This is a genomic window from Methanobrevibacter sp. (assembly GCF_045114555.1).
Taxonomy (GTDB): domain Archaea; phylum Methanobacteriota; class Methanobacteria; order Methanobacteriales; family Methanobacteriaceae; genus Methanobrevibacter.
This window is the reverse complement of record NZ_JBGUKT010000009.1, coordinates 1-26,898: the sequence shown is the minus strand read 5'-3', so window position 1 is coordinate 26,898 and position 26,898 is coordinate 1. Positions and strand designations below refer to the sequence as shown.

The window sequence follows — 26,898 nt, the reverse complement described above, 5'->3', positions numbered from 1 at the left end:
TAAATAAAATTTACAATAGAAAGAACATTTTAAGAAGGATATCTGATGATAAGAGAATGTTTAAAAATTATAGGAACTGCACATGTGTCTCAAAATAGTGCTGATGAGGTAAGGGCAGCTATTTTGGAAGACCAACCTGATGTAGTGGCTATTGAATTGGATAGAGGGCGATACCAAAGACTAATGAATGAGAGAAACGGCATCGTGGAAGATGACTCAATTCATATTACCAAAATCATTAAGGAAAACAAGGTAGGTGTTTTCCTAGTTACAACAATCCTTTCCTATATGCAAAACAAGATTGGTGAAGATGTAGACATCAAGCCAGGATCTGAAATGATTGCTGCAGTTGAAGCCTCCGAGGAAATTGGATGTAGAATTGCACTCATCGACAGAGACATTAATGTCACATTGCAAAGGGTATTGAACAGTATGACCACTTGGGAAAAGCTTAAGTTCATATATGGAATTGTTGGTTCAGTGTTCTCATCAGATGAAGAGGAATTGAACATTGAAGAGCTTAAAGAGCAATCCAACATAGACCAAGCTATGGAATACTTCAAGGAAATCTCACCTGGAGCATACACTGCACTTGTTAAGGAAAGGGATGCATACCTTGCAAAAGGAATATTAGGCATTCCAGAAGATAAGGTAATAGCTGTCGTAGGTGCAGGCCATAGGGAAGGAATAATCGATTATCTTGACAATCCTGAAACACTCCCAAGCTACAGAGAACTAAATGATATGGATAAGAAAGGTGGAATCCCTTGGCTAAAAATCATTTTGGCTTTAATCCCTATTTCATTTGTCGTGATATTTTTTCTTGCTTGGATGAATGGAATCCATATAGAAGGGGATATTGTACAATTTGTTGTAATCAGCATGATTATGGGTTTTATAGGTTCAATTGTCTCTGGGTCTAAAATCCAATCTGCAATCATTGGAGGATTAGTTGCTCCCCTTACCATCATTCACCCATTGCTTGCTGCAGGATGGTTCTCAGGACTTGCAGAAGCTAAATTCAGAAGAGTGAGAAAACAGGACATTAACAATTTAGGTAAAATAGAAAGCTTTAGAGACTTATGGAATAACAATATCATTAGAATCTTGCTTGTGGTTGTTGGAACAAACCTTGGAGTGAGCATTGCCACTCTAGTAATCTTGCCTTCACAAGTGTTTATTCCACTATTCATGAAGATTTTTGGAGGTTAAAAATATGTATTTGATATTCAGATGCGACTGTGGAAGGGTTTTATATGCTAAAAAAGGTGTTGCTACAAGAAAATGCACTTGTGGAAAAACCATCAAGGTGAAAAGTCGCAGAATCCTTCAAAGGGTGGAAACTGCAGAAGATGCAACATATGCCGTTCAAAAGATGCAAGAGGAAATCTATGGAGGGTCAATGTTCAGCACTGCAGAGGAATTTAAACAGAATAAGTTCCTCAATCAAATAGATAGAAAAATGAAAGAATTATAATCAAATTTTTTCCACATAATAATTTAATAATCATTAAAATATTACCAAAATTATGTAAAATATAGCAAAATAATTAAAAAATTATAAAAATAATGCAATTCAAATGCTAAAAAAACATTAAATTTATAAATAGAATTAATAAATATCATTATTGCTTATAAAAAAAACTTTATATAAATATAGATAAAATACAATATAAAGAAATATTTATTTTTAATTAAAAATTTTAAATTATAAATTGTTTAAGGACTTAATGGAAATGGACTCGATAATTATAGGAATTGAAATTTTAGTAATAATAATTTTAATTGTGCTTAATGGACTTTTCTCCCTTGCAGAAATTGCTGTTGTATCCACCAGAAGGATTAGAATGCAAAAAATCGCAGATGAAGGGAATAAAAGAGCATTACTTGTTTTAGACTTTATGGATAATGTCAGTGACTTCTTATCCACTGTACAAATTGGTATAACATTTACTGCAATTATCACAGGGGCAATTGGTGGAACTACTTTTTCTGAACCTATGGGTAATTTTTTAAGCCCATACATTCCTTACAGTTACCAATTAAGCTTCATATTTGTTATTCTTGTAACTACATACTTCACAATCTTGATTGGTGAAATTGTACCTAAAAGAATGGCATTAAATGACCCTGAGGGATATTCATTGCAAACTGCAAAATTCATGCAAGTAAGTTCATGGATCTGCAAGCCGGTTGTCAGATTGCTTGACAGTTCAACCAACCTTGCACTTAGAATTGTTGGCTCCAAGCCAAAAGAGGATGTTGTAACCGAAGAGGAAGTCAAATTACTTATTGAAGAAGGTATTGAAGACGGAACCATTGCTGAAGAGGAAGAAGACATCATCAAAAGGGTGTTCCGTTTAGATGACCAAAAAGTGGATATGATAATGACTCCAAGAAGTGAAATCATCTGGATAGATTTGGAAGATGACATGGAAGAAAACAAGGAAAGAATCATTAGCAGTAAAAGATCCATCTTCCCTGTAGCTGAAGGAGAGTTGGATGATTTCATCGGTGTAGTTCAAGCTAAAGACCTATTAAGTGAAATCTTCTCAGGTAAAGAAATAAATATTAAAGAAACCATCAAATCTCCATTGGTTGTTCCTGAAAACATGCTTGCAATGGACTTGCTTCAAGAGTTCAAGGAAAATAGGGAATATGTCCATATGGTGCTTGTTGTAGATGAATTCGGAAGTGTTGCAGGATTGATTACATTGAATGACCTTCTTGAAGGAATCGTAGGAGACATTCCGGGTATCGATGAGGAAGATGATCCTAAAGCAATTGAAAGAAAAGACAATTCATGGTTAATTGACGGCAGATTCTCTATTGAAGACTTTAAGGACTTGTTTGAAATTGAAAAGGAAATGCCAAATGAAGTTGAAGACGGATACACAACCATTGCAGGATTCATCCTTTCACATGCAGGCAAAATCCCAGATACAGGTGAAATATTCCATGAAGGCAAGTTTACCTTTGAGATTATGGATATGGATGCAAACCATATTGATAAGATCTTGGTAACCGTCAACGAAGAGGATGCAAATAAATTGGATCTTGAAAGCAAAGAGGATTAGGAGAATAATAATGGAATTAATTATTCAAATTATTTTACTTATAATAGGATTTGTGCTTTTAATAAAAGGTGCAGATGTATTTGTAGATGGTGCAAGTAATGTTGCATACAATTTAAAGATACCTACCATCATCGTAGGTTTGACAATTGTTGCATTTGGTACAAGTGCACCTGAAGCTGCAGTTTCAATTACTTCAGCATTTGCTGGAACCAATGCAATATCCTTAGGTAACGTTGTAGGTAGTAATATCTTCAATATTTTAGCAGTAGTAGGTATTTCTGCATTGCTTGGAACCTTGACTGTAGATAAAATTCTAATTAAAAGAGATTTCCCATTTTTAGTCATCTCCACAATAGGATTACTTGTTATAGCTGTCCTATTTGGACAACTAAGCAGACTCTGTGGTATAATCTTCTTGATTATCATTATCGCTTATGTTTACCGTCTTGTACAGGAAGCAAGAAAAGATAAGGAAGCTATGTCAGAAGAGATAGAAGTGAAACTTTCAATGCCAAAAGCATTCATTTACATTATCATAGGTATTGCAGGTATCATTATCGGTTCTGATTTGGTTGTGGATGGTGCAAGTTTCATTGCTAGTGCATTCGGATTAAGTGATGCGCTTATTGGTCTTACCATTGTTGCAATAGGAACTTCCTTGCCTGAACTTGTTACATCTGTAACTGCACTTAAAAAAGGGGACAATGGTATTGTAATCGGTAACGTGCTTGGATCAAGCATCTTTAATATCTTATTCATTTTAGGTGTAAGCAGTGCAATCATGCCATTACCTATTGCACCGGAAATGGTAACTGATATTGCTTTAATGACAGTGATTACTATAATCGGTGCAATATTCGCTTATAGTCAAAATGAAGTGGATAAAAAAGAAGGTGCAATATTAGTTGCCTTATTCATACTCTATATGGCGTTTGTCATTATAAGAAATTAATTATTCATTAATTTCTTTTCTTTTTTTAAAAAATAAAAATTTGTCAAAGACAAATGGGATTTATATGAAATTGAATAAAAGAATTTTTGCAATAGCGATTTTTACAATTTTTATTTCAATAGCTACTGTGAATCTCGCACCGAATCATCAAAATAGTGATTTGGTGTATAATCCATCAAATACTGATTTAACATCTATCTTATCCAATGAAACAAATAATTTGGGATGCTGTTCAATAGTTATGCAATTGGAAGACAATGATACATTAATGTCTTATAGAAGAGATTCCAATTATGAAGCGGATATTTTTGTTGAAAAAACTACTTGGCACGAAATTCCTGCCATAAAACAGTATAAAACCAAAAATAAATATTTCAATCATGTGATCATAACTAATTCAGGTTGGGTAATTGGTTTAGGAGGAATAGATGATGGAATCGACAGTGAAAGATGTGAAAACATCACTGCAAAAATGATTACAGAAGATTACAGCATCTCAGAGAAGTATTTGGCTGAAATTCAAGAGATTAAAAAACATTATGGGAGAGGGCATGTAGTCATAAAAGCCCCTAATGGAAATTATGGATTTGCAACACCTACCAAGTTGAAAACAGGAAAATTAATCCCTGGAGAATACATATCCATTCCAAATGATTATGAATTATCCAGAAGAGGCAATATTTCATTAAACATAAAAGATAGAATCAAAGAAATGGTTAATTTATCCCAAACTGATCGTTATGGATTAGATAGGCGTGAAATAATTGCATATGATGTTCATTTAACTAATGATAACAATACAACTGACATTTATGTCGCCAATGAAGATGGAACCTTTGTTGGGAAAAATTATACTGGCTGTATTGACAATATAATCCTTAATAATGAAACTATAAAAGCCAAAGATATACCAATAGCTCCAAATTATAAAAAAATAGGTTCCATTAGCTTTGAAAATGATAAAAACAAATTAAGCAATCTAGAAATAAGCTTAATAATCATCGGAATTATAATCCTCATAGCAATTTTATTCTTTATAATGCTTAAGATTATAAAACTTGTTAAAAATAGAATTTATAGAAAAAGAAGAAGAAAAAGAAACAGAAGATATAGATAAAAAAAGATTAAAACTTAATAATCTAAAAAAGATTAAAAATACTAATCATTGAAAAAAAGAAAAAAGCAAGGAAAGCAGACTACATGTTTTCCCAAATTGTTTCTTTTATTTCACAAGCCTTACATATTTTACCGGATGTTGGTTCACCACACCTTTCACATTCATTTAACACTGTCCTAATATTCTCAACATCAAGTGTTTTAATAAATGAATTCAACACATTTTCCTTTGTTCCAGGATGTTTGGATTCTGTATTGTTTAAAAACTCCTTAATCTTAGCCCTTAATGAAAGATTAGAATAAGGACATTCATCCAAATGAATTTCAATTCCATTTAGGATTGCCCACATGCCTACCTCTTTTTCTGGAGTGTTCCATAATGGCTTTATTCTTGGAATCAGCTTTTCATGAATTTGATCTAATTCTGGGCCAAATTTAGAGAATTTTACGGTATCCCCTCTTGAAAAGCTCATTAAAAATGATTGAATCTCATCATCAAGATTATGTCCAGTAGCTATCTTATCAGCACCTATTTCATAAGCTGTTTTATTTAAGATATTTCTTCTAAAGACTCCACATGGAATGCAAGCGCTTTTAAAATAAGAATAAATGTCATCCAATGCAAATCCTTCCTCATCCTTAAAGGATTTTTGAATAAGTGGAATATCCAACATTTTTGCATTGTTTACTGCTGCATCAATTCCATGTTGGCGATAGCCTTCTATTCCCTCATCAACAGAAATGGCAACAAGCTCAAAATCAAAGCCACAAATGTCATGGTAATTTTTAAGTGCATGAAGAGTCAAGACACTGTCTTTACCTCCAGACAATGCAATAACTATTTTTTCACCCTCTTTAATCAATTCATATTCTTTGATCAAATCATTGATTCTAGTGAAAATCATTTCATTAAACTCTTCTTTTTTTATACTCATAATATCACTTAAAATTAAAACAAAACAATTTAAATTTTTCTTAAAAAAAGTTTTTCTATTAAATTTTATATCATACAAAGTATAAAAAGTAAACTATGATTACAGCAGATTTATGTATTATACCTATGGGAATTGAAGAGTCCAGTGTTGGCAAATATGTTGCTAAAGCAGCTCAAATTATTGAAAAAAGTGGCTTGAATTATCAAATAACCGCTATGGGAACTCAAATTGAAACTGAAGACTTGAAAAAATTATATGAAGTTTGTGGAGAAGTTCAGGAATCTATTTTTGAAATGGGAGTGCCAAGGGTTTATACAGTTCTAAAAATAGACGATAGAAGAGATATAGAAAACAGGACTTTAGATGAAAAAGTGAAATCTGTAAAAAATAGAATGTGAAAATAGAAAAAGATTAGTAATTAAAAAATAAACGGATAAAATTAGTAAATAAAATAAATAATTAAAAAAAGAAAAAACTTATTAAAGAAAATTATTTAAAAAATTCTTTAATTGTCTTAATTATGTAATCTAAGTCTTCTTGAGTAAGCTTTGCATGAATAGGAAGAGATAAAACTTCTTCAACTATTTCATCAGTTACTGGAAGAGCTTGGTCGTAACCTAATTCCTTATAAAGAACTTGATCATAAAGAGGAATCGGATAGTAAATTCCATTACCAATACCATTTTCAATTAAATAATCAGACAATTCATCTCTTTTTCCATCTTTAATTTTAATTGTGTATTGGTGGTATACATGCTTGCAACCATCTTTTAAAACTGGAGTTTCAATTGCTTCAATGTCCTTTAAACCTTCATTAAGGCATTTGGCATTTGCAATTCTTTTTTCATTGAATGAATCTATTTTCTTAAGTTGCTCTAAACCAATAGCTGCAGCAATGTCAGTCATTCTGAAGTTATATCCTAAAACGTCATGATGATATTTTGTAGCTGAACCATGAGCTCTGAAGACTTTTGCATTTTCTGCAAATTCCTCACTGTTTGTGGTGATCATACCACCTTCACTGGTGGTCATGTTTTTGGTAGGATAGAAACTGAAGCAAGCCATATCTCCAAGGTTACCTACCTTTTCACCATTGTATTCCGCACCATGAGCTTGTGCTGCATCTTCAATGACAATCAAGTCATGCTCTTTTGCGATTTTCATTATAGGTTCCATATCTGCAGCTTGACCATACAATTGAACAGGCATGATAGCTTTAGTCTTGTCAGTGATTGCTTCTTCAATCTTTGCAGGGTCAATGGTAAAGGTTTCAGGGTCTATATCAACAAAGACCGGGCGAGCTCCAGTGTATAAGATGGAGTTTCCAGTAGCTGCAAATGTGAATGGGGTTGTAATAACTTCATCTCCTTCGCCAATTCCAGCGGCTAAAAGAGCTACATGCAATGCAGAAGTTCCGGAATTGGTTGCAATTCCATACTTTGCACCTACATATTTTGCAAATTCTTCTTCAAATTCAATTACCTTTGGTCCTTGTGCAATCATACCAGATTTCATTACATCAATTACTGCATTTATTTCCTCTTTTTCAATAACAGGACTAGCTATTGAAACTTTAATGTCTGCCATATTTTCACCTAAAATGAATAAAATAAATTATTTAATAAATTTAAAAAATTAACTAATAAAAATTAACTAATTGAAATTATATTTTTTTCAATAGTTTAGTTAAATAGTTTATAATATCTATTTATTCTTAATCTTATATTAGTTTTACTTAAAATTCTAAATTTATTTAAATAAAATGAAAAATAAATATTAATTAAAATATTAATCTAATAATAAATAAAAGAATTATTAAACCAATTATAATCAAAAAAGGCAAAATTATGGAAAATAATCAAAATAACAATTATCAAAATAACTACAACACCGAAATAAGGGAGTATGGTGAAGATGAATTAAAAATCATCGAAGAGGGTAAAGTTCAAATAAAATTCCCTGATTTTGATAAGGTTTCATCTGATGCTCCTGTTTTTTATAATCCTCGAATGGAATTCAATAGGGACAATTCAATCCTTGCACTCCAGGCATACCAAAGGGAAGTGGATAGGGAAATAAACATTTGCGACCTTTTTGGAGGAAGCGGAATAAGAGGAATACGCTATAAAAAGGAAATTGATGGAGTTGGTGATGTTTCAATAAATGACATCAGCCCACTTGCCAATGAATTTACCAGAATCAATGCAGAACTTAATGATGTTGAAGTTGAAATAGATCAAAAGGAAGCAAACAACGAATTGAGAAGCAATATGGGAAGATTTGATGTCATTGACATTGACCCATTTGGAACCCCTTCACCATTTGTGGACTCTGCAGGATATAACCTTAAAAGGGATTCCCTTCTTTGCTTAACAGCAACAGACACATCATGCCTTTGCGGAACATATGAAGAGCCTTGCATTAGAAAATATAATGCGCAACCATACAAAAGCGAATATTGCCATGAAAATGGTATTAGAATTCTCATTGGATTTGCTGCGCTCACCCTTGCAAAGTATCAGAAATACATTGAAGTTAAAATGTCACATAGCAGTGAGCATTACATGAGAACATACCTGAAAGTAAGAAAAGGCTCCAAAGCTACTGATGAATCATTAAAAAACATTGGATATATTGCACATTGTAAACATTGCCTTCATAGAAGCGAGTACAAAGGTCTTGCATCAAGCATTCCAGAATTCTGTCCTGAATGCGGTGAAAAATTGATAGTGGCAGGCCCAATGTGGCTAGGACCTATACAAAATGAAGAATTCATTGATTCCATGATAGAAATAGCTGAGGAAAAGAATCTTAACCAAAAGGATAATGTCTTAAAGCTATTGAATTCCTGTAAGATAGAGGCAAATGCACCAAGCACATTCTACGATATCCACAAAGTATGCAGAGCCTTAAAGATCAGCGCCCCTAAGTTTGACAAGGTATTCGATAAGCTTGAGGAAGAAGGGTTCATTGCAGTGAAAACCCATTACAGTCCTCTCGGTATAAAGACCAATGCAAGCAATAAGGAATTGATGGACATAATCACGGAATTGGCAAAATAGAAAAATGCAAACTATACTTAATTAAGTATTTTAGATAAGGATAGTGGCTTAAAATTGATTTAATTGAAGATTAGGCGATTATATTAAAATAAACCTTCTAAAATTAAAAATTAAGAACAAAGAATTAGTAAAATATACTTTAAATATTTTAAATAAAATTTAATTTAAAAATATTTAATATCAAATAAAATAATCAAATAATAATTAAATTTATCAAAAATTAGAAAAAAATAAGAAAAATAAGAAAAGTTTTATATATAAATTATAACAAACTTAATATTATTATACTTAATATAAACTATTTAACACGAAACTTGAATTGCAATTGATTTAAAACCCCCTTTAAAAATTGCAATGCAAGAAAAAATAAAAAAAGTGAAAATCATGTGTGCAAAAAAGAACGATGAAATAATCAAATTAGACGAAACTGATATTAAAATTCTAAAAATCATCAATGATGATGTTAGAATTTCATACAGACAAATATCACGTGATTTAGGAATTTCTGTAGGAACTGTACACAATCGTATCGATAAAATGCTTAAATCTGGTGTAATTGAAAAATTCGCACCTGTATTAAACCATAAAAAATTAGGTTATGCGCTTACAAGCATTATTGGCGTTAATGTTAAAGGTCAAGAATTGGAAGCTTGGGAAGCTGAAATCTCAAACAACAAAAATGTTGTTGGACTTTATGACGTTACCGGTCAATATGACGCTATTGTAATTGCTAAATTTAAAGATACCGATGAATTAGACAAATTCCTTAAAGAATTGCTTAAATCAGGCTGTATTGAAAAAACAATTACACAAACTGTGCTTAACATAGTAAAAGAAGATATTGGATCTGCTAATATCCTCTAGCTTTAAGTTAATTTTTAAAATTGATAATAGTAATTAAATAATTTTTATAATTAAACCCCTTTCAATAATTATAAAATTATTTTAATTATTATTACCCCTTTATTTAACCCCTTTAAAAATTTCTATTTTTAATCTTTTTTTATAATTTTCATACTATTTCTATTCTATTTATATGCTATTCTTACATTATTCCTACACCATTCCTACACTATTTCATAAACAAATCAATAAAATACCCTTAAAAAATAATTTAATATAGAAAATTATATTAAACATTTATACAAAAAATATATAAACATACAATAATATTATTTTAAATATAGAAAATAAAAACTATTTATTTTATTATAAAAATTAAAAAACAATGATTAATTGTAAAAATTGTTGTAATAAAAAAATAATATTTATTTTTAATAAACTAAAGAAGGTAAACAAAAATGGTAGTTTGTCTCCCAGACACACAAGATGATGAACCACGTATCCCTATTCACTTAAGTAGAGTAGGTGTTACTGGCGTCAAAAAACTTTTAACTCTTAAAAGAAAAGAAAAAAGACCAATCATATTATTACCTACTTTTGATGCTTTTGTAGATTTGCCAAGCACTCAAAAAGGTACACATATGTCTAGAACTCCTGAAGCTATCAGTGAAGTTGTTGATGAAGTTGCTAAAGGTGCATCCGATGGTGTTGAATCACTCTGTGCAGATATCGTAAATAGGATGCTTGAAAAGCATGAATACGCTAAACGTGTTGAAGTGAACATGGTTAGTGACTACATGTTTATGAAAGAGTCCCCAGTAACTGACAATAGATCCCAAGAAATGGCTAAATTAATAGCTAATGCTGTTGGCATCCGTGAAGATGATGGAACCATCACCATTAGAAAAGCTATTGGTGCTGAAGTTGTTGGAATGACTGTCTGTCCATGTGCACAAGAATCTGTAAGAGAAGTAGATAAAAGCAACTTATTAAAATTCTTAGATGAAGAAACATGTGAAAAAGTATTGGACACTGTAACTTTCGCTTCTCACAACCAAAGAGGAGTGGGAACCATCTTAATAGAAGTTCCTGAAAAGGAATACATCGATGGTGAAAAATTGATTGAAATCATTGAATCCTCTATGAGTTCCCCTATTTCAGAGCTTTTAAAACGTCCTGATGAAAATGCAGTTGTTATGAATGCTCATAAGAATCCTGTATTTGTAGAGGATTGTGTTAGAACAATGAATGAAAAGATCCTTGAGGAATTTTCATACTTGCCTGATGACACATTAATCACTACAAGACAAGAAAACCATGAAAGTATTCACAGACACAATGCTTATGCAGAAAAAGTTTCTACTTTAGGTTCTCTTAAAGAAGAACTTAATTTATAATAAGAAGTTTATATTAAGTTTTAAACTTAATATTAACTTTAATTTTTTCTTTTTAAACATACGCAAATATTGCTTATTTGCTTAATATAACTTTAAACAATAATAAAAATAATAACTATTTTTAATATTTATAGACCTAGTCAATATTAGGTTTATTAATATATCTTTTTTTCAACTTCAATTTAGACTTTAATTTTACTAGTTTAATCTTAATTAACTTGATTTTTCGTGAAATACCTAATTAACAGCGTTAAATTAAAACTATTTATACTTAATCTGAACATATATATTACTAGGTTAATTGTTTAGTCAATTTATACTTAATCAAAAAAAGTTAGTGGTTTTATGGCAAAAGAAGATAAGAAAGCATCAAGGAAACGTTTTGATGAAATTATGGGTGTTGCAAAAAAACACCACTTAGCAAAATTGTTGAAAGACAACGAAGACGATGAAGATTTTGAAATTTCAGACTTGAGATATGCAATGGAAGAGTGCGGTCCTGCATTCATCAAATTAGGTCAATTACTTGCTACAAGACCCGATTTAGTGGGCAATGAAATAGCTGATGATTTGAAATTGCTTAGGGACAACACACCTGCAACTCCTTTTGAGGAAATAAGAGTAGTTATCGAAGATGAACTTGGACAGCCTCTCGAAGAGGTATACTCCGAATTCAATGAAGAGCCTCTCGGTTCTGCATCAATCGGTCAAGTTTATAAGGCAACATTAAAGGAAAGTGGCCAAGAAGTTGCAGTTAAGGTTCAAAAGCCAGGCATCATTGATGTGATTGAACCTGATGTAAAAATATTGAATAAAATAGCTGGAACCTTGGATAAACATGTTTCAGGAACAAGAACATATAACTTACCTGCGATGGCTCAAGAATTCGAAAGGTCCATCTTCAAAGAGCTCGACTATATGGAAGAAGTCAGAAACATAGGCAAAATCACCAAAAACTTTTCAGAAGTGGATTACATCAAATTCCCAGAAGTATATCCTGAATACTGTACTTCCAAAGTCATTAACATGGAACTTATTGACGGATATGAAGTGACCGAACTGTTCGACAATGAAATCGAAGGAATAAACAATAAGGAAATCGCTCAGTATGGATGCCAATCCTATTTGAAACAAGTTTTGCTTGACGGATTTTTCCATGCGGACCCACATCCAGGTAACTTGTTTGTAACTAAAGACAACAAGCTTTGCTACATAGACATGGGAATGATGGGAGTCGTAAATGATACTTTCAGATCAAACTTTGCTCAAATGATATTGCTCCTATTGGATGGAAATTCACACCATTTGATCAATCAAATGCTTTATATGAATATCATCACTCCAGAACAGAACACTGATGAATTTAAGGCAGATGTTGATGACTTGCTAAACACCTACATTGGAGTTGACATAGACCAAATGGATGGAATATTCGACAACTTAATGAATGTCATGATCAAGCACAATATCATTCTTCCAAGAGAATTCGTAATGATTGGAAGAGGAATACTCCTTATTGAAGATGCCGGAGACAAATTGGATCCTCACTTCAATCTTACTGCAGAACTTGAAACATTCGCTAAAAAAATGATTAAATCAAAATTCGAACCAGGAAATCTTGTTGGTGGTGGATTCAACTACATTGTAGAAATTGAACACTTGTTAAAAGACTTGCCGGACAGACTTAACAGCACTCTTGACAAGCTTGAAAAAGGACAATTAGAGTTAAATATGAACCACACTGGCTTGGATGAATTGAAAGATCAATTATCCATTTCCTTAATCGTTTCTGCATTGCTTGTTGGTTCATCCATTGCAATTTTAGCAGATAAAGGACCAAGAGTATGGGATATTTCTGCTATTGGATTCTTCGGATTCATTATCAGCGCAATTCTTGGAATATACATAATATATAAATTCTTACGCAAATAAATTGAATCAAAACCCATAAATGGAAAGTGGATTAAGTTAAAACTAGATTATCATGAGGTGAAAAAATGTATAAAAAAATATTTGCATTCCTATTATTAACTTTTTTAATTATAGGTGCAGCAAGTGCAGCAGATTTTAAGATTAATGATGGTTTTGAACAATGGTCGGATGTTGTTTTCCAAAATGAAGAAACCGGCATGGACTTATACACTTGGGATTATGACGATGAATATATTCAAGAATATTATTTGCAAAATTCCAGCGATTACTGCATAGTTTCAGGAGATAATAACACATATAATGTCAGTTATGATTCCGACACCACAATAAGCCATATTACTTCTTATCTGACTTCAGCAAATATCGGTATTGACCATGGGGTCTTGGAAATAGCTGAAGTGGATGGCAAAAAGTATATTTTCATGACTTATATGGAAAGCGGAACCCCTGATGATTGGGAAGCATGTTATGATGAATTGATGATATTCAATGAAAACAATAACATAGAGCCAATAGCAAATGCAATATAAAAAATAGTTAATAAATCAATATTCCTTAGAATATTGATAATTTTTTATTTATTTTTTTCTAATATCTATTTTTAAAAAAAGCAAGTCTTTAAAAAAATACTCAAAATCTATTTTTAAAAAAAAAAGTCAATTCCAATCAACTAAATAGAATTGATATAAAAAAATGAAAAGAATTAAATTTATTAAAACTTAATCCTTTGCCCATCTTTTTAGTTGTGGGAACACTTCATTCATCATTTTGGAAGCTTCCTCCTCATCAATCTCTGGATGAACTTCAACCATCTTTTCAATGCAGAAATTCATCATCTCTTCCATAGTCATATCTGAAGTGAATTCACCATCCTTAAAGCAGTAAATACAGTATTCATCATTTTTGGATTCGTCTGCATTGGTTCCAAAAAGCTCTTCAGTCATAGGCATTGCACAGGATTGGCAAAATTTTTGATCTTCAAAGTTTTCCATAATATCATTTTCCTTAATTTATAAGCACATTATAAAGATTCATATCACAATAATATGCATATTTTATACAAAATATATACACATTTATTAAATTATAATATTAAATAATTTTCGAAAGAGCATTTAAAAACTATTTTTTTCTCCATTGATAAGCAATTCTTGGAGAACCATCTCTTACATAAATGGTTCCACACTTCTTAAATCCATTCTTTTCTATCTGTTTTTGCATAATGACATTGTTGCTGTGAGTGTCTATTCTAATGTTATCGCAAATGGATTTGCAATAATCCATTGCAGATTGGAATATTCCATGACCCTTCCCATCACTTGCAATTCTATGTAAAGTGATGTAATCATCATCATTTAGCCAACTGCCATTTTCTATATATTGATAAGTTGGTTCCAATCCGCCAATAAGCACAAAGACACCATGAGGCTCATTATCATCATCACATATCAGATAAGAGATTGAATTGGCAATATCCTCTTTTACCAAATCTTCACTAGGATAGAAATGACCCCACTGATTGGGATTTCCAGATTCAATCATAAAGTCTTGAGCAGCACGATAAATGTCCATAATTAGATTTAAATCATCAATTGTCGCTTTCCTAATATGCATATTTCCACCTCAATGCTTTTCATTTATAGCATCTAAAATGCACTCGATTCCACCAAATGATTTTAACTTATCACCAATGAACTTGGAATTTTCTCTAAATCCATTATCATTTATGAGTTTTTCACTTTCAGCTCTTATGATTTCACTTTTAAATTCATTAATATTCAACACTTTAGCTGCACCGAGATTCTCAACAGATTTCCCATTGTAAATCCTTTCAAACACTCGTCCAGGACATATCAATTGGGGGACTCCATAAATCAATCCATCAATCATGCTGTTTTGACCACCATGATTTATGAATAGAACAGCACTATTAAGCAGTTTAGAAAAGTCCCAACGTTTATCTACATGAATATTTTCATATTCTTGCTTTTCCAGTCCCAATGATGCAATATAAACTTCATAATCAGTGCCAACAAATGCATTTTTTATTTCATTCATCATCTTTTTAGGAGAAATAGTACCATTTCCCATATAAACCAAAATGATATTCTTACTATTCTTAGAATCATTTAAATTATCATCATTTGAGCTATTTTCTAAATTTACATCTTTCCAAGTTCCACAGAAAGTCACATTATCATTTTCAATTGGTTCCAGTTCATAAATGCTTGGAACAAATGACTTGTCTGCCCATTTGAAAAGATCCAATGCAGAATAAACATCTGGAAGACTGTTCTCTTTTAAAAACTTCTTAAGTCCTTTAGCATGCTTTGGACTAGAACTGTATTCTGTTTGTGTGGGATAACTAATGCTTGCAAATAATAGCCTATTCTCAAGTTTCGTAGCTATTATTGCAGAGATATTAAATTCACTATAAACTATGTCCGGATTAAAATCATCAATGGCTTTTCTAATATCTTCAACACTTTTTGCCAAATAATTATAATCAATGTTTCCTGTAAAGTGCAAGACATCCTCAAAGCTGCCCACATTTTTCTTTTCTATTATTCCCAATTTTTGTGCAATAGGAAATGTCTTGCTTGCAATAGCTTTAGGAAGCCCCAGAGGCATGGGAACTTCAAGATAATAGTTTTTAACACCTTCAATTGGCTTATAATTTACATCCTCTGCAATGCAAGTAGCAACTTCAATACCTGCATCTTTTAAATGTTCAACTAGCAATCTAGCCCTACCAGAAGGCCCTGCTGTTTCAGCCATTGCAGCCATTGAACTAATTAACACTTTCATAATATGCCTCTAGATTTAGTTAAAATCTTAAATTATTTTATAATCTTTTTTTATAATCTTTTTATTTTATAATCTTTTTAACTATTAAGTATTTATCAATTTTATTTTATATTTATTTTGTAAAATTTATATACTATCTAAATTAAAAATAACTATATAATTTTTTTAAAAAATAACTTAAACACAATTAAATGATAAAGTGATTTTATGTCAGACGTATTATTAAAAACTACAGGAAAAATTATTGGACATTTCAATGCATTTAAAGGCTCCAGGCCTGCATTCCATGGAGAACATGTTGTTATCGTAAGAGGTGTCAGCCGTGACCAGATTGAAATTGATGAATTGGAATCTAAATTAGCGGAACTTGAAGGAGTTCTCAATGCTAAGGAAGTTGATGTCTTGTCAGATGAGGGTAAAGAATTTGTTGAGAAAGTGGACTCTTACATTAGGGATGCTGAAGATGGTGGTGTAGCACCAGACAATGAAGGATTACTCAAAATGAAAGAGCAATTGGAAGCTATGGGATTAAAAGTAGAGTACAAGCTATTCTTGATGCCTAATGTAGGAACATTTGTAGCTATCTGGAAAGACAAATCTGGATTTGGCCCATTATATGTTGAAGTTACTGCTACTGAAAGGGATGAAATAGCTGAATAAATTAAATTTGCCTAAACTATTTTTCTAAATTAAATTAAAACTGGTGTAAAATGTCTAATCTATCCAATATTGACTTTGAAAATCTCACAAGAGAAGACCTAATATCCATTTTAGAATGCAAAAAAGAAGATATTCTAGAAATCATGACTTTAGCTAATTCCAAAAGGGAAAGCAATTATGTCACATATTCCAAGAATGTTTTCATTCCAGTTACAAAAATATGCAGAAACGATTGTGGATACTGTGCATTCAAGCAAAACCCAGATGACCCTGATGCAATAGTGCTAATGGAAAAGGAAGAGATATTGGCTACCTTAAAGGAAGCTGAAAAGTATGGCTGCAAGGAAGCACTCTTTACAATGGGCGAAGATGCAGACAATGAGGAAGCTGTAAAACTAAAGTTAGAGAAATTAGGCTATGAAAACATGATAGATTACATTTATGACATCTGCAAGATGACTGTAGAGGAAACATCACTTCTACCCCATACAAATGCCGGCAACTTCTCATATGAAGATATGAAAAAGCTCAAACAATACAATATCTCAATGGGAATGATGCTTGAAAGCTCATCAGAAAGGTTGATGAGCACAATAGCTCACGAGAAAAGTCCTGGAAAAGATCCAAAAATACGTCTTGAAACAATTGAAAATGCTGGAAAGCTTAATATTGCATACACCACTGGAATACTCATTGGAATCGGAGAAACAAAAGAGGAAATAGCTGATTCATTGCTTAAAATAAAAGAGCTTTGCGATAAGTATGGCCATATCCAAGAAGTAATTATCCAAAACTTTACAGTAAGTCCTGGAATAGAAATGGAAGATTATGAAGAGCCAAGCCTACTGGATATGGTTAGAACTGTTGCAGCAGCACAGCTCCTTTTTGATGAAGAGGTTTCAGTACAAGTTCCGCCTAACCTAAACTATGAAACCAGCCAAATATTCCTACTCTGCGGTACAGACGATTGGGGAGGAGTTTCACCGCTTAGTGAAGATTATGTGAACCCATCATCCCCATGGCCAACACTTGAAAAGTTAGAAAAATTAACTAATGATGCAGGATATGAATTAATAGAAAGGTTAGCCATATATAAAAAATACATTAATGAAAAATATATTGAAAATCCAATATTATTGGAAAAAACAAAAAAAGCCCGAGAAGAAATCAATAACTGATTTCTTTAATTTATTTAATCTTTAAAGAGATTATAAAAAATAATCTCTTCATTTAACTTATCTAATTTTTAAAGAGATTAAAAATAAATAATCTCTTAAAATAATTTTAAATCTATAAAAAAATTCTGCCTAATTTTAAAAGTGATTTCGGATCTGCTTTGATAACTATCTTAACAATATCAGTTGTAGTAAGCTTATCAAATTTCATTTCCTTGAATTTATGAGCAATCCTATTGATGTCATCATCATCTAAAGTCCATAGGTACTCAGTGACTTTAGTGTATTTTTGCATTTCACTGCCCATTTCATCCAAATATAATTTTTCATACTTCTTAAGGAAATTGCTGGAACAGTCCCCTGATTTTATGGCTTCTGCAGCAACCTCCCCGGCAAATCTGCCTCCTAACATACCATTGGTGATTCCGCCACCAGTCAAAGGATTGACTTGGCTTGCAGCATCCCCTACAAGCATGATATTATCTCCATACATTTCCTTGACAAGACCTCCAACTGGGTCTCCGCCGGAATTCAGTTCAACTGCCTGAGCATCCTGAGTGGCATAACAGCTGTCTGCAGCATCAACAAGGTATTCGTAAGCGGATTTTTCCGCCATATTTGTAATGATTCCAAGACCAACATTTGCAACATCCCCGCCTTTAGGGAAGAGCCAGAAATATCCTCCTGGAGCAACACTGCCAAAATAGAACTCAAGATAATCATTTCTTTTCATATTGACATTGCACATCTCAAATTGGACACCAGCCACCATATGTTGAGGCTTTATATATGCATTCAATCCAGCCCATTTGGCTACATGACTTTCCGGACCATCAGCGCCTATGATAATTTTAGCATGAATATCAAAGATTTCCCCCATGGATTCACAACTTACAATGAATGTTCCGTCTTCCTGTCTTTTAAGGCCTTTTGCTTGGGTCTTGATTTTAATTTGTGCACCTTCCCTTGCAGCGACCGCAGCCATATGCTTATCAAAGACCTTACGCTCAAGGACATAACCTGCATCAGGCAAATCTATTTGAGTCTCATCAAGCCAAATGTCTGTTCCATCAGGAGCAACGAACCTTACACCGCTAATTTCATTGGTAACCCAATGAGGATCCATTTCAAGGTCGAGCTTTTCAAAGATCTTTTTTGAAACCCCTTCAGCACATCTTTTAGGAAATCCTATTTCGGACTTTTTATCCATTAGAATTACATCAACTCCTCCTTTAGCTGCAAATCTTGCAGCAGAAGAGCCTGCTGGTCCTGCACCAATTACCAATACATCAGTTTCAATCATAATACTTCTTCCTATATATAAAAGACATTTATATTTCCAAATTAATATAATTTTTTAAAAAATCCTTACATCCAAAACTATATGCTCCACACCAGGAGCATACCTTTTAATTTTTTGAATATTCAAGACTTCCACTTCTCGCTCACCACAATGCCAAGCCATCTCCTTTACTCTCTCGTATGGCCTGGTTTCAATAAGCTTATCTGGAACTGTTTCATGATAATGGATTATTCCACCCTCCTTAACGCATTCCATTGCTGGCTTCAGGAAGTGATGAGTTGTCTTGACATATCCCATCAATACCCTATCGGCACTGTATTTAGGAGCTTCTATGGCACAGTCTCCCAAAACAGGAATCATTCTTTCATATTTTGCCTTCTCATTTATCTTATTCAATTCAATATTCTTTTTTAGGAAATGATAGGAATTTGGATTGATCTCTATTGAAATGATTTCCTTTGCCCTACTGTGAACTCCAATTGGAATTGAAAAATAGCCTATACCTGCAAACATATCCACAACTGTTTCACCATCCTTAACAAGCTTTGCTATCCTTAGTCTTTCATTATTGTTTCCTTTAGCCCACATCACTTTAGACAGGTCCAGATTGAATAAGCAACCGTTTTCCTTATGAATGGTTTCTGTTTCTCTTCCATAAAGAAGACTTACAGTAGGTTCTCTCTTTTGTCCTTCAATCCTATCAATCTTAATAATTGACTTGACTTTATGTTCAGCTGCAATGGATTCCAAACTATATAGAGAATCATTATTGAACTTATTGTCAACTATTAAAATATCTCCAATTTTCTTCCATTTCAAAGAATCACCAGATGAATAAAAATCTCTATTCTAAATTCAATAAATATACTTTATTTTAATTAAATAAAATATTTTTGTAAAAAATTATTTCTTAATACTTTGGAAAGAGGATAAATAAAGAATCTTTCAAAAATATTAAATAAACCTTCAAATAATAACTTAATTAAGTATTAATTTGATTAATATTTGGGGATTGCATGAATAAGAAAAAATGTTTATTGTTTGGTTTTCTAATTTTAATATTGATCATTTCACTTGCCTCTGTTAATGCTAGTGAAAACACATCCTATTCAGATGATTCCATCACTTCAATTGATGACAATATACAGTCCATTGAAGATCCTGGCAATGTCATCAATGAAAACCAAGTCACACAAAAATATCCGAACATTTCAAATGAAAAAGACACAACAGACATCATTAGCTCATCCACACTAAGTTCCAATCACTATGTTTCAGGAACATCATTTTCCAACATCCGTTCAGCAGCCAACAGCTCCAAACCAGGAGACACAATAACACTAAACGGCACATACCATAGCGACAAAAAGCAAATCACCATCAACACAGACAACATCACCATAAAAGGCAAATCACCCAATTCCAAAGCAATCCTAGATGGCAGCGACAGTGAAACCCGTATCCTACGCATCAACGGAGACAATGTTCATCTGGAAAACCTAATCTTCCAGAATGTCCATGCAGACATCTGGGGCGGAACAATAAGCTCCTACGGAAAACACCTGACAATCACCAACTGCGAATTCATTAACAACAATGCCCAAATAGGTGCAATCGTACTGAACAACGAATCCCACAACGCAACAATAAAAAACTGCATATTCAAGGAAAACGGAGCCATATTCACACACAATGGAACAGGAGGGTATGGAGGAGCAATAGACACACATGCACTAAACACCAAAATAATCAACTGCACATTCACAAGCAACAACGCCCTAGGCGGTGGAGCAATATACATGCTGCACCACGGAAACAACACAATCAAAGACTGCACATTCACAAACAACACAGCAAAAAACGGCGGAGCAATACTCCAAGCAAAAGACAACACAAACCTAAATATAATAAACTGCAACTTCACAAACAACACAGCAGAAAACAACGGAGGAGCATTATACCTAAACAACAAAACAGCTATTAAAAATTCAAGGTTCCTAGATAATCTGGCATTATCCTACGGCGGAGGAGCATTTGTCAACTCATTAAATGAAATGATAAATTGCAAATTTGAAAATAACATAGCATTATCAAATGGAGGAGGAATATATTACAAGAATGGGCTAAATTCCCAAATAATTTCCTCCACATTTTCAAATAATCTGGCTAAGCTTGGAGGTGCAATATTTACAAACCATACACTAAACATTTCAAGATCCAATTTCACATTAAACAATGCAATTTTAGGTGGAGCAATATTCAACAACGCCATCTTAAAATTAAACAAATCACTCTTTAAATTTAATACCGCTTTAAACGGAAGCTCAATATACAATAACAACACAGCAATTCTCTCTACTAATATTTTCCAGGACAACCAAGCCAAAAGCTACAAACTTAATGTAATCAATTACAGCACAAAAAACAAGGAAAATATAATTGATCTGCTTGTCTTCCTAGAATATGGAGACAATTACCCTGGAGTATACAGCCTTGGAGATTTGATTGTTGATGATCTTGCTCCCACATTGTCTAAAGGTGCACCAAATCAAGAGTTAATTCTAACTCTCAATGGCAAAAACTTTACAAGCATTACCAATTCTTCAGGATTTGCCATATTTGAAATACCAGCAAAAAACCTTAAAAACGGAAATTATTCTTTCCAAATAACACACCCCACAAGCAACATATCCACTCCCATAAACATCACTGGAATATTAGAGATATTCAATAAAGAAACTAACAATAATGAGAATAACAATAAAAATAGTAACATAAATAATGAGGATACTTCAAGAAATTCAACCAATATTATTGAAATGGAAAATAACCATAAAAAAGTCCATTCTAAACTTTTATCTAGTGGAGACACATCGGATATTGTTATCTATTCAGATAACCCTTATATCAAAATAGACACATCCACCAGTTCAAAGAATAAAAATGATATTGATAAAATGTTCTTTGGTTTATTTAAGGATTATACTGATGATTTTTATAAAAAGTTCCCATATGCAAAAAATAGAACAGATGCAAATATGTTATTCATATCATATCTTTATAAAGAGTTCTCTCATGATTTATTGACTAATCCTAACTCTTTCCTATCCATATACCCTATTGCTTTAGGATTGGATCTGTATGTTGTTGGCGCATTCGCTGAAGCATATGTTGCATGCAATGGCAGCATCAGTGGATTCTTAAAATATCCCTTCTTCCATGACCCACAATATAACAAATTTATGGATGCAACATTTGGCGAGTATTCCCCATGGATAAAAGGCATTCTAGATTTTGCTATAGGCATAGATGCAAATGGAGATATGTCAATAGCTCAATTTATAATAAATGTTATTTCTTTATTAGGTGTTGGATTATTAGAAAAGGGAGGTTCCAAAATATTAACTAGATTAAATAAACTCAATATGTACCTTAAAGGTTCAAAGATAACAATATTTATTCCTAATAGGCTTCCTAATCTAAACACTATGTTAAATCTAGTTGATATATCTATTCAGTTGGTTAATAAGCCCCATACAGGAATAATTTCTTTAACATATGACATTGGCAAGTTTCTTGCAGAGAAATTTGGGTTTAATATGGCATCTAAAGGTACAGAATCCAGCATAATAACTTCAATTATTAAAACATCCCAAATAATCGATAGATACCTAAATAATTTAAGCAAACCAGTATTAAATATACTAACTGCAGATTTTCTAACTTTTTCTTCAAAAGTTAAAAATTTAACTAAAACTCTCACAAAATATAATGCATCTAATAAAAGAAAAACAGTATTATATAAAGGTAATACATCAATTTACAAAAAAAATAAAGAAGGCCAAATTAAATTCATCAAAAAAATTTCTAAAAAAATTTCTAAAATAACACCCAAACAAATAAAAAATAAAATAAAAAGAGGAATAAAAAAATTAGCTAAACAATTAGGAATTTCAAATAAAAACAAAAAAGAATATGGCAAAAAACAAAAAATTATAATTAAAACTGCAAAAAAAGTCATCGAAAAAGTTAGTACAAAAGTTAAAACCAAAACAAACAAGAAAAGAACAAAATACCCAAAAAATAATAAAAAAGGTAAAAATAATAAAATGCATAAAGTGACTCAAACTGCTAAAAAATTTACTGCTAAAGTAGGCAATATTATAAAAAGTAAAGGAAAACAATTAATGAATAAAGTAGTTAATAATACAAAGAAATTATTAAAAAGCTTCATAAATTAAATTATTAAAATTTCTAGGAGGAATGAAAGTGAATTTGATTGGAACAATAAAATCTTTTAATTATAGTTATGATGATTTATGTGAGTATTACCTAAAAAAAATTAGCGAATTTGAAGACATAACACGTTTAAATGAACTTATTGAGTTAATTAAATCTTTAAAAACTAGTGATGTCTTTCATCGTTATGCAACTTGGGATAAAATGGGTGAAGATGACACCATATTCCTTTTTGACATTAATAAGGTTAAAATTTTTAAATGTGCTAAAAAGGGTTTAGGTTATCAGCATTTAATACCTCTTTATATTCCTGAAATAACCCATCGTTTGATTGATATAAATACACTTATTTCCATTTATGCTGTGGTTCAAATTTCATACATCACTTATTCTGGTCATTACCTTGAGTGGGAAGAGGATAAAGCAATTAAACTTTCTGATATTGGAGCCCATATCACTTTCTTTGTTGAAGATTTTGATGATACGGAGAATCCCCTGCCGGATTATGATGAAAGATTTTTTAAAAAACTTCATAGAACATATTGGGAAAATAAAAAGGCAGAAAAATTAGATACATTGATACATAGATTAATATCCACTATTTATGGCAGCTGCGATTTGGATTTTCTATATTGCCGCGGATTTCATATGGCAATGTTTTATCTCATGGGATGCAATGCTCTAAAAGAAGGAAGAGACAGCATTACTTGCGAAGATGTGGTAATAGCATACCTGACTGGATTCAAAATCATCCTCAATGACATCAGACCACTGGTATACGAACTATACGATGAAGAAAAATGGAAAGATGAAAGCAGCTGGAAATAATAAAAAAATAATGGAGTGTTTATATGATAGTGAATCGAAGCTTTGCAAAAGTCGTTTCTGTACTGTTCTTCCTTGAATTCGCATCCCTTTTTGCAATTGCAACAATGATCATCAATCCAGGATTCCAATTCTCACAAAATCCACTGATCCGTTTTGCAGGACTGTTCTTCTGTCTTTTAGTTACTGCAATCTTCTACTCATTCATATCAGAGGATGAAGAAACAATAAAGGGCAAAGACCAAGGAAATTTCCTAATCAAGGAAGAAATGGAATATAAAAGATTAATTCCAATAATAATCGTAGTGGGAATATTCATCGCATTTATCCTATTCCTTATCCTGAGGCCATATGGAATAATCTGAATTTCTTATTTTATTTAAATCATCAAAAACTATATGCTAAAAATATTAAACTAATTTAAAAACATTTAAATAATACAAAGTCAATAATAAGAGTAAATACATTAAAATAAATTAAAGTTATTAAAATCAATATTAATTTATAAACAAAAATATTGATTAGTACTAGGTAGTTTTGAAAATAAATGAAAATTAAGAGATTAAATTAAAAATAAAAATTAAATTAATCTTTAATATCAAAATAATCGAAAATTGAGTAATTAAAAAATTATAAAAAATCAAAAATTATTTGAAAATGAAAGAAATTATCCATTAGAATTTGTGAAAATAACGAAACTATTATATATAATGTATAACATAATAAGAATAGGTTAGGAAAAGCGGTTATATTAGTATAAGTATAACTTAATTTTATCAATTTTATATAACTTTGAAAACCTAACTTTTCTAATTTTAATTAATAATAATTTCAATCATTATTAAGATTATATTTTATTATTTAAGATTATTTTATGCTTTAAATTTAATTTTACATTATTATACGAGGTGTATTAATATGGCTGATAAAAACACATTTGAAGGTACCACTACTGTCGGTATTACCTGTAAAGATGGTGTTGTATTTGCAAGCGAAAGAAGAGCAAGTATGGGAAACCTTGTTGCTCACAAAGTAGCTGAAAAAATATTCAAAATTGACAATCACATTGCAGCAACAATTGCAGGATCTGTTGCAGATGCACAAAGCTTAATGAAAATCATTAGCGCTGAAACTGCATTATACAGATTAAGAAATGGTAAAGACATTAGCTTAGAAGCTGCTGCAGCTGTAAGTTCTAACATATTACACTCCTCACCAGCATATGTACAAACTCTTATCGGAGGAGTAGATGACACTGGTGCATCAATATATTCTTTAGATGCAGCAGGAGGTATGATTAAGGATACTTTCATTTCTACCGGTTCCGGTTCTACATTTGCATATGGTGTTCTTGAAGACAGATTCCACGAAGACATCACTGTAGAAGAAGCTAAGGAATTAGCTTTAAGAGCTATCAAAGCTGCTACAGAAAGAGACACTTACTCTGGAAATGGCTTCTTAGTAGCTGAAGTTACTAAAGACGGATACAAGATGTTAGAAAAAGAAGAAGTTGAATCTATTATTGAAAAAATTAATAGCTAAAAAATATATACGAATTATTTATTTTTTAACTTTATTTTACAACTAATTTTACATATTACAGTATAGATAGTATATGCAATAAATTAAGTAAACATCTTTTTTATGACACAGAAGCTGTTTATTTAATCCATAAGAATATTGATGTCGTAGATTAAAATCAATATTCTTAACTTTTAATTTAATTTTAAATCCTGAATTTAGAAATTTATATAATTATATTTTTAGATAATATTAGGATTTTGATTAGTTAATTAATTTAATTATTTAGAATTAATTATAGAATAATTATTCAATTAAACGGCTTATTTAAAAATTAACCAAAATTTACTTAACGAATATTTTTAAAAAACATTTTCTATAACTGATTAAAGGAAAATAAAAGAAGAATTGGAAATTACAAAAATATTGATTTTATACCATATGCTAATTTTATACGTCTATTTTTCGAAGTGATAATATGGCTTCAAACGTTTTAGAAGAAATCAAACAAAAAATTACAAAAAAACTACCTGATGAAGTTCAATTAGCTAATATTGAATTTGAAGGTCCTGAGGTTGTTATTTATACAAAAAACCCAGACATTGTAGCAGACAATGGGGACTTAATCAGAAACTTGGCAAAAGAACTTAGAAAAAGAATCATAATCAGATCAGACAAATCAGTTTTATTACCATACGAAGAAACTATTCAAAAAGTCGAAGAGATCGTTCCAGAAGATGCTGAAATCAGTAACATCACCTTTGATGAAGTTACCAACGAAGTGGTTATAGAAGCTACCAAACCTGGACTTGTAATTGGAAAATATGGAGTGACCTCAAGGGAAATCGTTAGAAAAACCGGATGGGCTCCAAAGATTTTAAGAAGTCCTCCAATCCGATCTGAAATTATCGATAGAATCAGAAATACCTTGATGCACAACAGTAAGGAAAGAAAGAAAATCTTGCAGACTTTAGGTGCAAGAATCCACCAAGGCGGAAAATATGATAATGATTGGACCAGATTAACCGCTATGGGAGGATTTAAAGAGGTAGG

24 protein-coding genes and 1 pseudogene are annotated in these 26,898 nt (G+C 31.7%); 18 read left to right on the top strand and 7 right to left on the bottom strand.

The features are described from left to right. The first annotated feature begins 45 nt into the window (after positions 1-45). From ACJMLB_RS01435 to ACJMLB_RS01415, 5 genes are all read left to right on the top strand, one after another. Positions 46-1,212 carry a TraB/GumN family protein gene (locus ACJMLB_RS01435; RefSeq protein ID WP_295606037.1) on the top strand — a complete coding sequence of 389 codons (1,167 nt, stop codon included), beginning with the start codon at positions 46-48 and terminating at the stop codon, positions 1,210-1,212. 4 nt (positions 1,213-1,216) lie between these two features. Further along, positions 1,217-1,477: a DUF1922 domain-containing protein gene (locus ACJMLB_RS01430; RefSeq protein WP_295606035.1), complete on the top strand. Its 261-nt coding sequence runs from the start codon at positions 1,217-1,219 to the stop codon at positions 1,475-1,477. Positions 1,478-1,730: 253 nt separating this feature from the next. After that, entirely contained in the window at positions 1,731-3,077 is a 1,347-nt protein-coding gene (locus ACJMLB_RS01425) for a hemolysin family protein (protein ID WP_295606033.1), read from the top strand. Between the two features lie 10 nt (positions 3,078-3,087). After that, positions 3,088-4,029 carry a calcium/sodium antiporter gene (locus ACJMLB_RS01420; RefSeq protein ID WP_405323047.1) on the top strand — a complete coding sequence of 314 codons (942 nt, stop codon included), beginning with the start codon at positions 3,088-3,090 and terminating at the stop codon, positions 4,027-4,029. Positions 4,030-4,093: 64 nt separating this feature from the next. Beyond that, entirely contained in the window at positions 4,094-5,146 is a 1,053-nt protein-coding gene (locus tag ACJMLB_RS01415) for a hypothetical protein (protein WP_405323045.1), read from the top strand. A 79-nt stretch (positions 5,147-5,225) separates the two neighbouring features. Here the strand turns inward: ACJMLB_RS01415 and ACJMLB_RS01410 are convergent, their stop codons facing one another. Continuing rightward, positions 5,226-6,080 carry a TIGR00269 family protein gene (locus tag ACJMLB_RS01410; protein WP_394349897.1) on the bottom strand — a complete coding sequence of 285 codons (855 nt, stop codon included), beginning with the start codon at positions 6,078-6,080 and terminating at the stop codon, positions 5,226-5,228. Positions 6,081-6,175: 95 nt separating this feature from the next. Here ACJMLB_RS01410 and ACJMLB_RS01405 point away from each other — a divergent pair, with 95 nt between their 5' ends. Further along, entirely contained in the window at positions 6,176-6,478 is a 303-nt protein-coding gene (locus ACJMLB_RS01405; RefSeq protein ID WP_296869132.1) for an MTH1187 family thiamine-binding protein, read from the top strand. Positions 6,479-6,569: 91 nt separating this feature from the next. Here ACJMLB_RS01405 and ACJMLB_RS01400 read toward each other — a convergent pair whose 3' ends face one another. Next, a complete protein-coding gene (locus ACJMLB_RS01400) occupies positions 6,570-7,667 on the bottom strand; it encodes a DegT/DnrJ/EryC1/StrS aminotransferase family protein (protein WP_296869131.1) in 1,098 nt (365 codons plus the stop codon). A gap of 260 nt (positions 7,668-7,927) precedes the next feature. Here ACJMLB_RS01400 and ACJMLB_RS01395 point away from each other — a divergent pair, with 260 nt between their 5' ends. From ACJMLB_RS01395 to ACJMLB_RS01375, 5 genes are all read left to right on the top strand, one after another. Then, on the top strand, positions 7,928-9,142 hold the full coding sequence (locus tag ACJMLB_RS01395) for a tRNA (guanine(10)-N(2))-dimethyltransferase (RefSeq protein ID WP_295606025.1): 1,215 nt from the start codon (positions 7,928-7,930) through the stop codon (positions 9,140-9,142). 384 nt (positions 9,143-9,526) lie between these two features. After that, on the top strand, positions 9,527-10,006 hold the full coding sequence (locus ACJMLB_RS01390) for an Lrp/AsnC family transcriptional regulator (protein ID WP_292778063.1): 480 nt from the start codon (positions 9,527-9,529) through the stop codon (positions 10,004-10,006). Between the two features lie 437 nt (positions 10,007-10,443). Further along, positions 10,444-11,382, top strand: a complete 939-nt coding sequence (mptA, locus tag ACJMLB_RS01385) for a GTP cyclohydrolase MptA (RefSeq protein WP_296869130.1) — start codon at positions 10,444-10,446, stop codon at positions 11,380-11,382. Positions 11,383-11,727: 345 nt separating this feature from the next. Beyond that, positions 11,728-13,314 carry an ABC1 kinase family protein gene (locus ACJMLB_RS01380; protein ID WP_405323041.1) on the top strand — a complete coding sequence of 529 codons (1,587 nt, stop codon included), beginning with the start codon at positions 11,728-11,730 and terminating at the stop codon, positions 13,312-13,314. A 65-nt stretch (positions 13,315-13,379) separates the two neighbouring features. Continuing rightward, complete coding sequence (locus ACJMLB_RS01375) at positions 13,380-13,844, top strand: hypothetical protein (RefSeq protein WP_295606008.1); 465 nt, start codon at positions 13,380-13,382, stop codon at positions 13,842-13,844. Positions 13,845-14,033: 189 nt separating this feature from the next. On the opposite strand, the gene ACJMLB_RS01370 is transcribed toward ACJMLB_RS01375, so the two are convergent. The 3 genes from ACJMLB_RS01370 to ACJMLB_RS01360 form a co-directional block, all read right to left on the bottom strand. After that, positions 14,034-14,306 carry a zinc ribbon domain-containing protein gene (locus tag ACJMLB_RS01370; RefSeq protein ID WP_405323039.1) on the bottom strand — a complete coding sequence of 91 codons (273 nt, stop codon included), beginning with the start codon at positions 14,304-14,306 and terminating at the stop codon, positions 14,034-14,036. Positions 14,307-14,436: 130 nt separating this feature from the next. Next, positions 14,437-14,928 carry a GNAT family N-acetyltransferase gene (locus tag ACJMLB_RS01365; protein WP_295606004.1) on the bottom strand — a complete coding sequence of 164 codons (492 nt, stop codon included), beginning with the start codon at positions 14,926-14,928 and terminating at the stop codon, positions 14,437-14,439. A 9-nt stretch (positions 14,929-14,937) separates the two neighbouring features. Beyond that, on the bottom strand, positions 14,938-16,122 hold the full coding sequence (locus ACJMLB_RS01360; RefSeq protein ID WP_295606002.1) for a glycosyltransferase: 1,185 nt from the start codon (positions 16,120-16,122) through the stop codon (positions 14,938-14,940). Between the two features lie 207 nt (positions 16,123-16,329). Here ACJMLB_RS01360 and ACJMLB_RS01355 point away from each other — a divergent pair, with 207 nt between their 5' ends. Both ACJMLB_RS01355 and cofG read left to right on the top strand, forming a co-directional pair. Further along, complete coding sequence (locus tag ACJMLB_RS01355; RefSeq protein ID WP_295606000.1) at positions 16,330-16,782, top strand: DUF2120 domain-containing protein; 453 nt, start codon at positions 16,330-16,332, stop codon at positions 16,780-16,782. Positions 16,783-16,832: 50 nt separating this feature from the next. After that, entirely contained in the window at positions 16,833-17,960 is a 1,128-nt protein-coding gene (gene cofG, locus ACJMLB_RS01350) for a 7,8-didemethyl-8-hydroxy-5-deazariboflavin synthase subunit CofG (RefSeq protein ID WP_295605998.1), read from the top strand. A gap of 112 nt (positions 17,961-18,072) precedes the next feature. Here the strand turns inward: cofG and ACJMLB_RS01345 are convergent, their stop codons facing one another. Together ACJMLB_RS01345 and ACJMLB_RS01340 are read right to left on the bottom strand one after the other, a co-directional pair. After that, complete coding sequence (locus ACJMLB_RS01345; RefSeq protein WP_295605996.1) at positions 18,073-19,260, bottom strand: NAD(P)/FAD-dependent oxidoreductase; 1,188 nt, start codon at positions 19,258-19,260, stop codon at positions 18,073-18,075. A 54-nt stretch (positions 19,261-19,314) separates the two neighbouring features. Next, on the bottom strand, positions 19,315-20,079 hold the full coding sequence (locus ACJMLB_RS01340) for a class I SAM-dependent methyltransferase family protein (protein ID WP_295605994.1): 765 nt from the start codon (positions 20,077-20,079) through the stop codon (positions 19,315-19,317). A gap of 197 nt (positions 20,080-20,276) precedes the next feature. On the opposite strand from ACJMLB_RS01340, the gene ACJMLB_RS01335 reads away from it, so the two are divergent. From ACJMLB_RS01335 to ACJMLB_RS01315, 5 genes and pseudogenes are all read left to right on the top strand, one after another. Further along, entirely contained in the window at positions 20,277-23,501 is a 3,225-nt protein-coding gene (locus tag ACJMLB_RS01335) for a nitrous oxide reductase family maturation protein NosD (RefSeq protein WP_405323035.1), read from the top strand. Positions 23,502-23,529: 28 nt separating this feature from the next. Next, positions 23,530-24,327: a hypothetical protein gene (locus ACJMLB_RS01330; protein ID WP_295605991.1), complete on the top strand. Its 798-nt coding sequence runs from the start codon at positions 23,530-23,532 to the stop codon at positions 24,325-24,327. Between the two features lie 23 nt (positions 24,328-24,350). Further along, positions 24,351-24,689 (top strand): hypothetical protein, encoded by a 339-nt coding sequence (locus ACJMLB_RS01325; RefSeq protein WP_295605989.1) that lies wholly within the window; start codon positions 24,351-24,353, stop codon positions 24,687-24,689. 553 nt (positions 24,690-25,242) lie between these two features. Then, positions 25,243-25,866, top strand: a complete 624-nt coding sequence (gene psmB, locus ACJMLB_RS01320; protein WP_292788011.1) for an archaeal proteasome endopeptidase complex subunit beta — start codon at positions 25,243-25,245, stop codon at positions 25,864-25,866. Positions 25,867-26,323: 457 nt separating this feature from the next. Then, positions 26,324-26,898, top strand: a pseudogene (locus ACJMLB_RS01315) (beta-CASP ribonuclease aCPSF1); the annotation flags it as partial.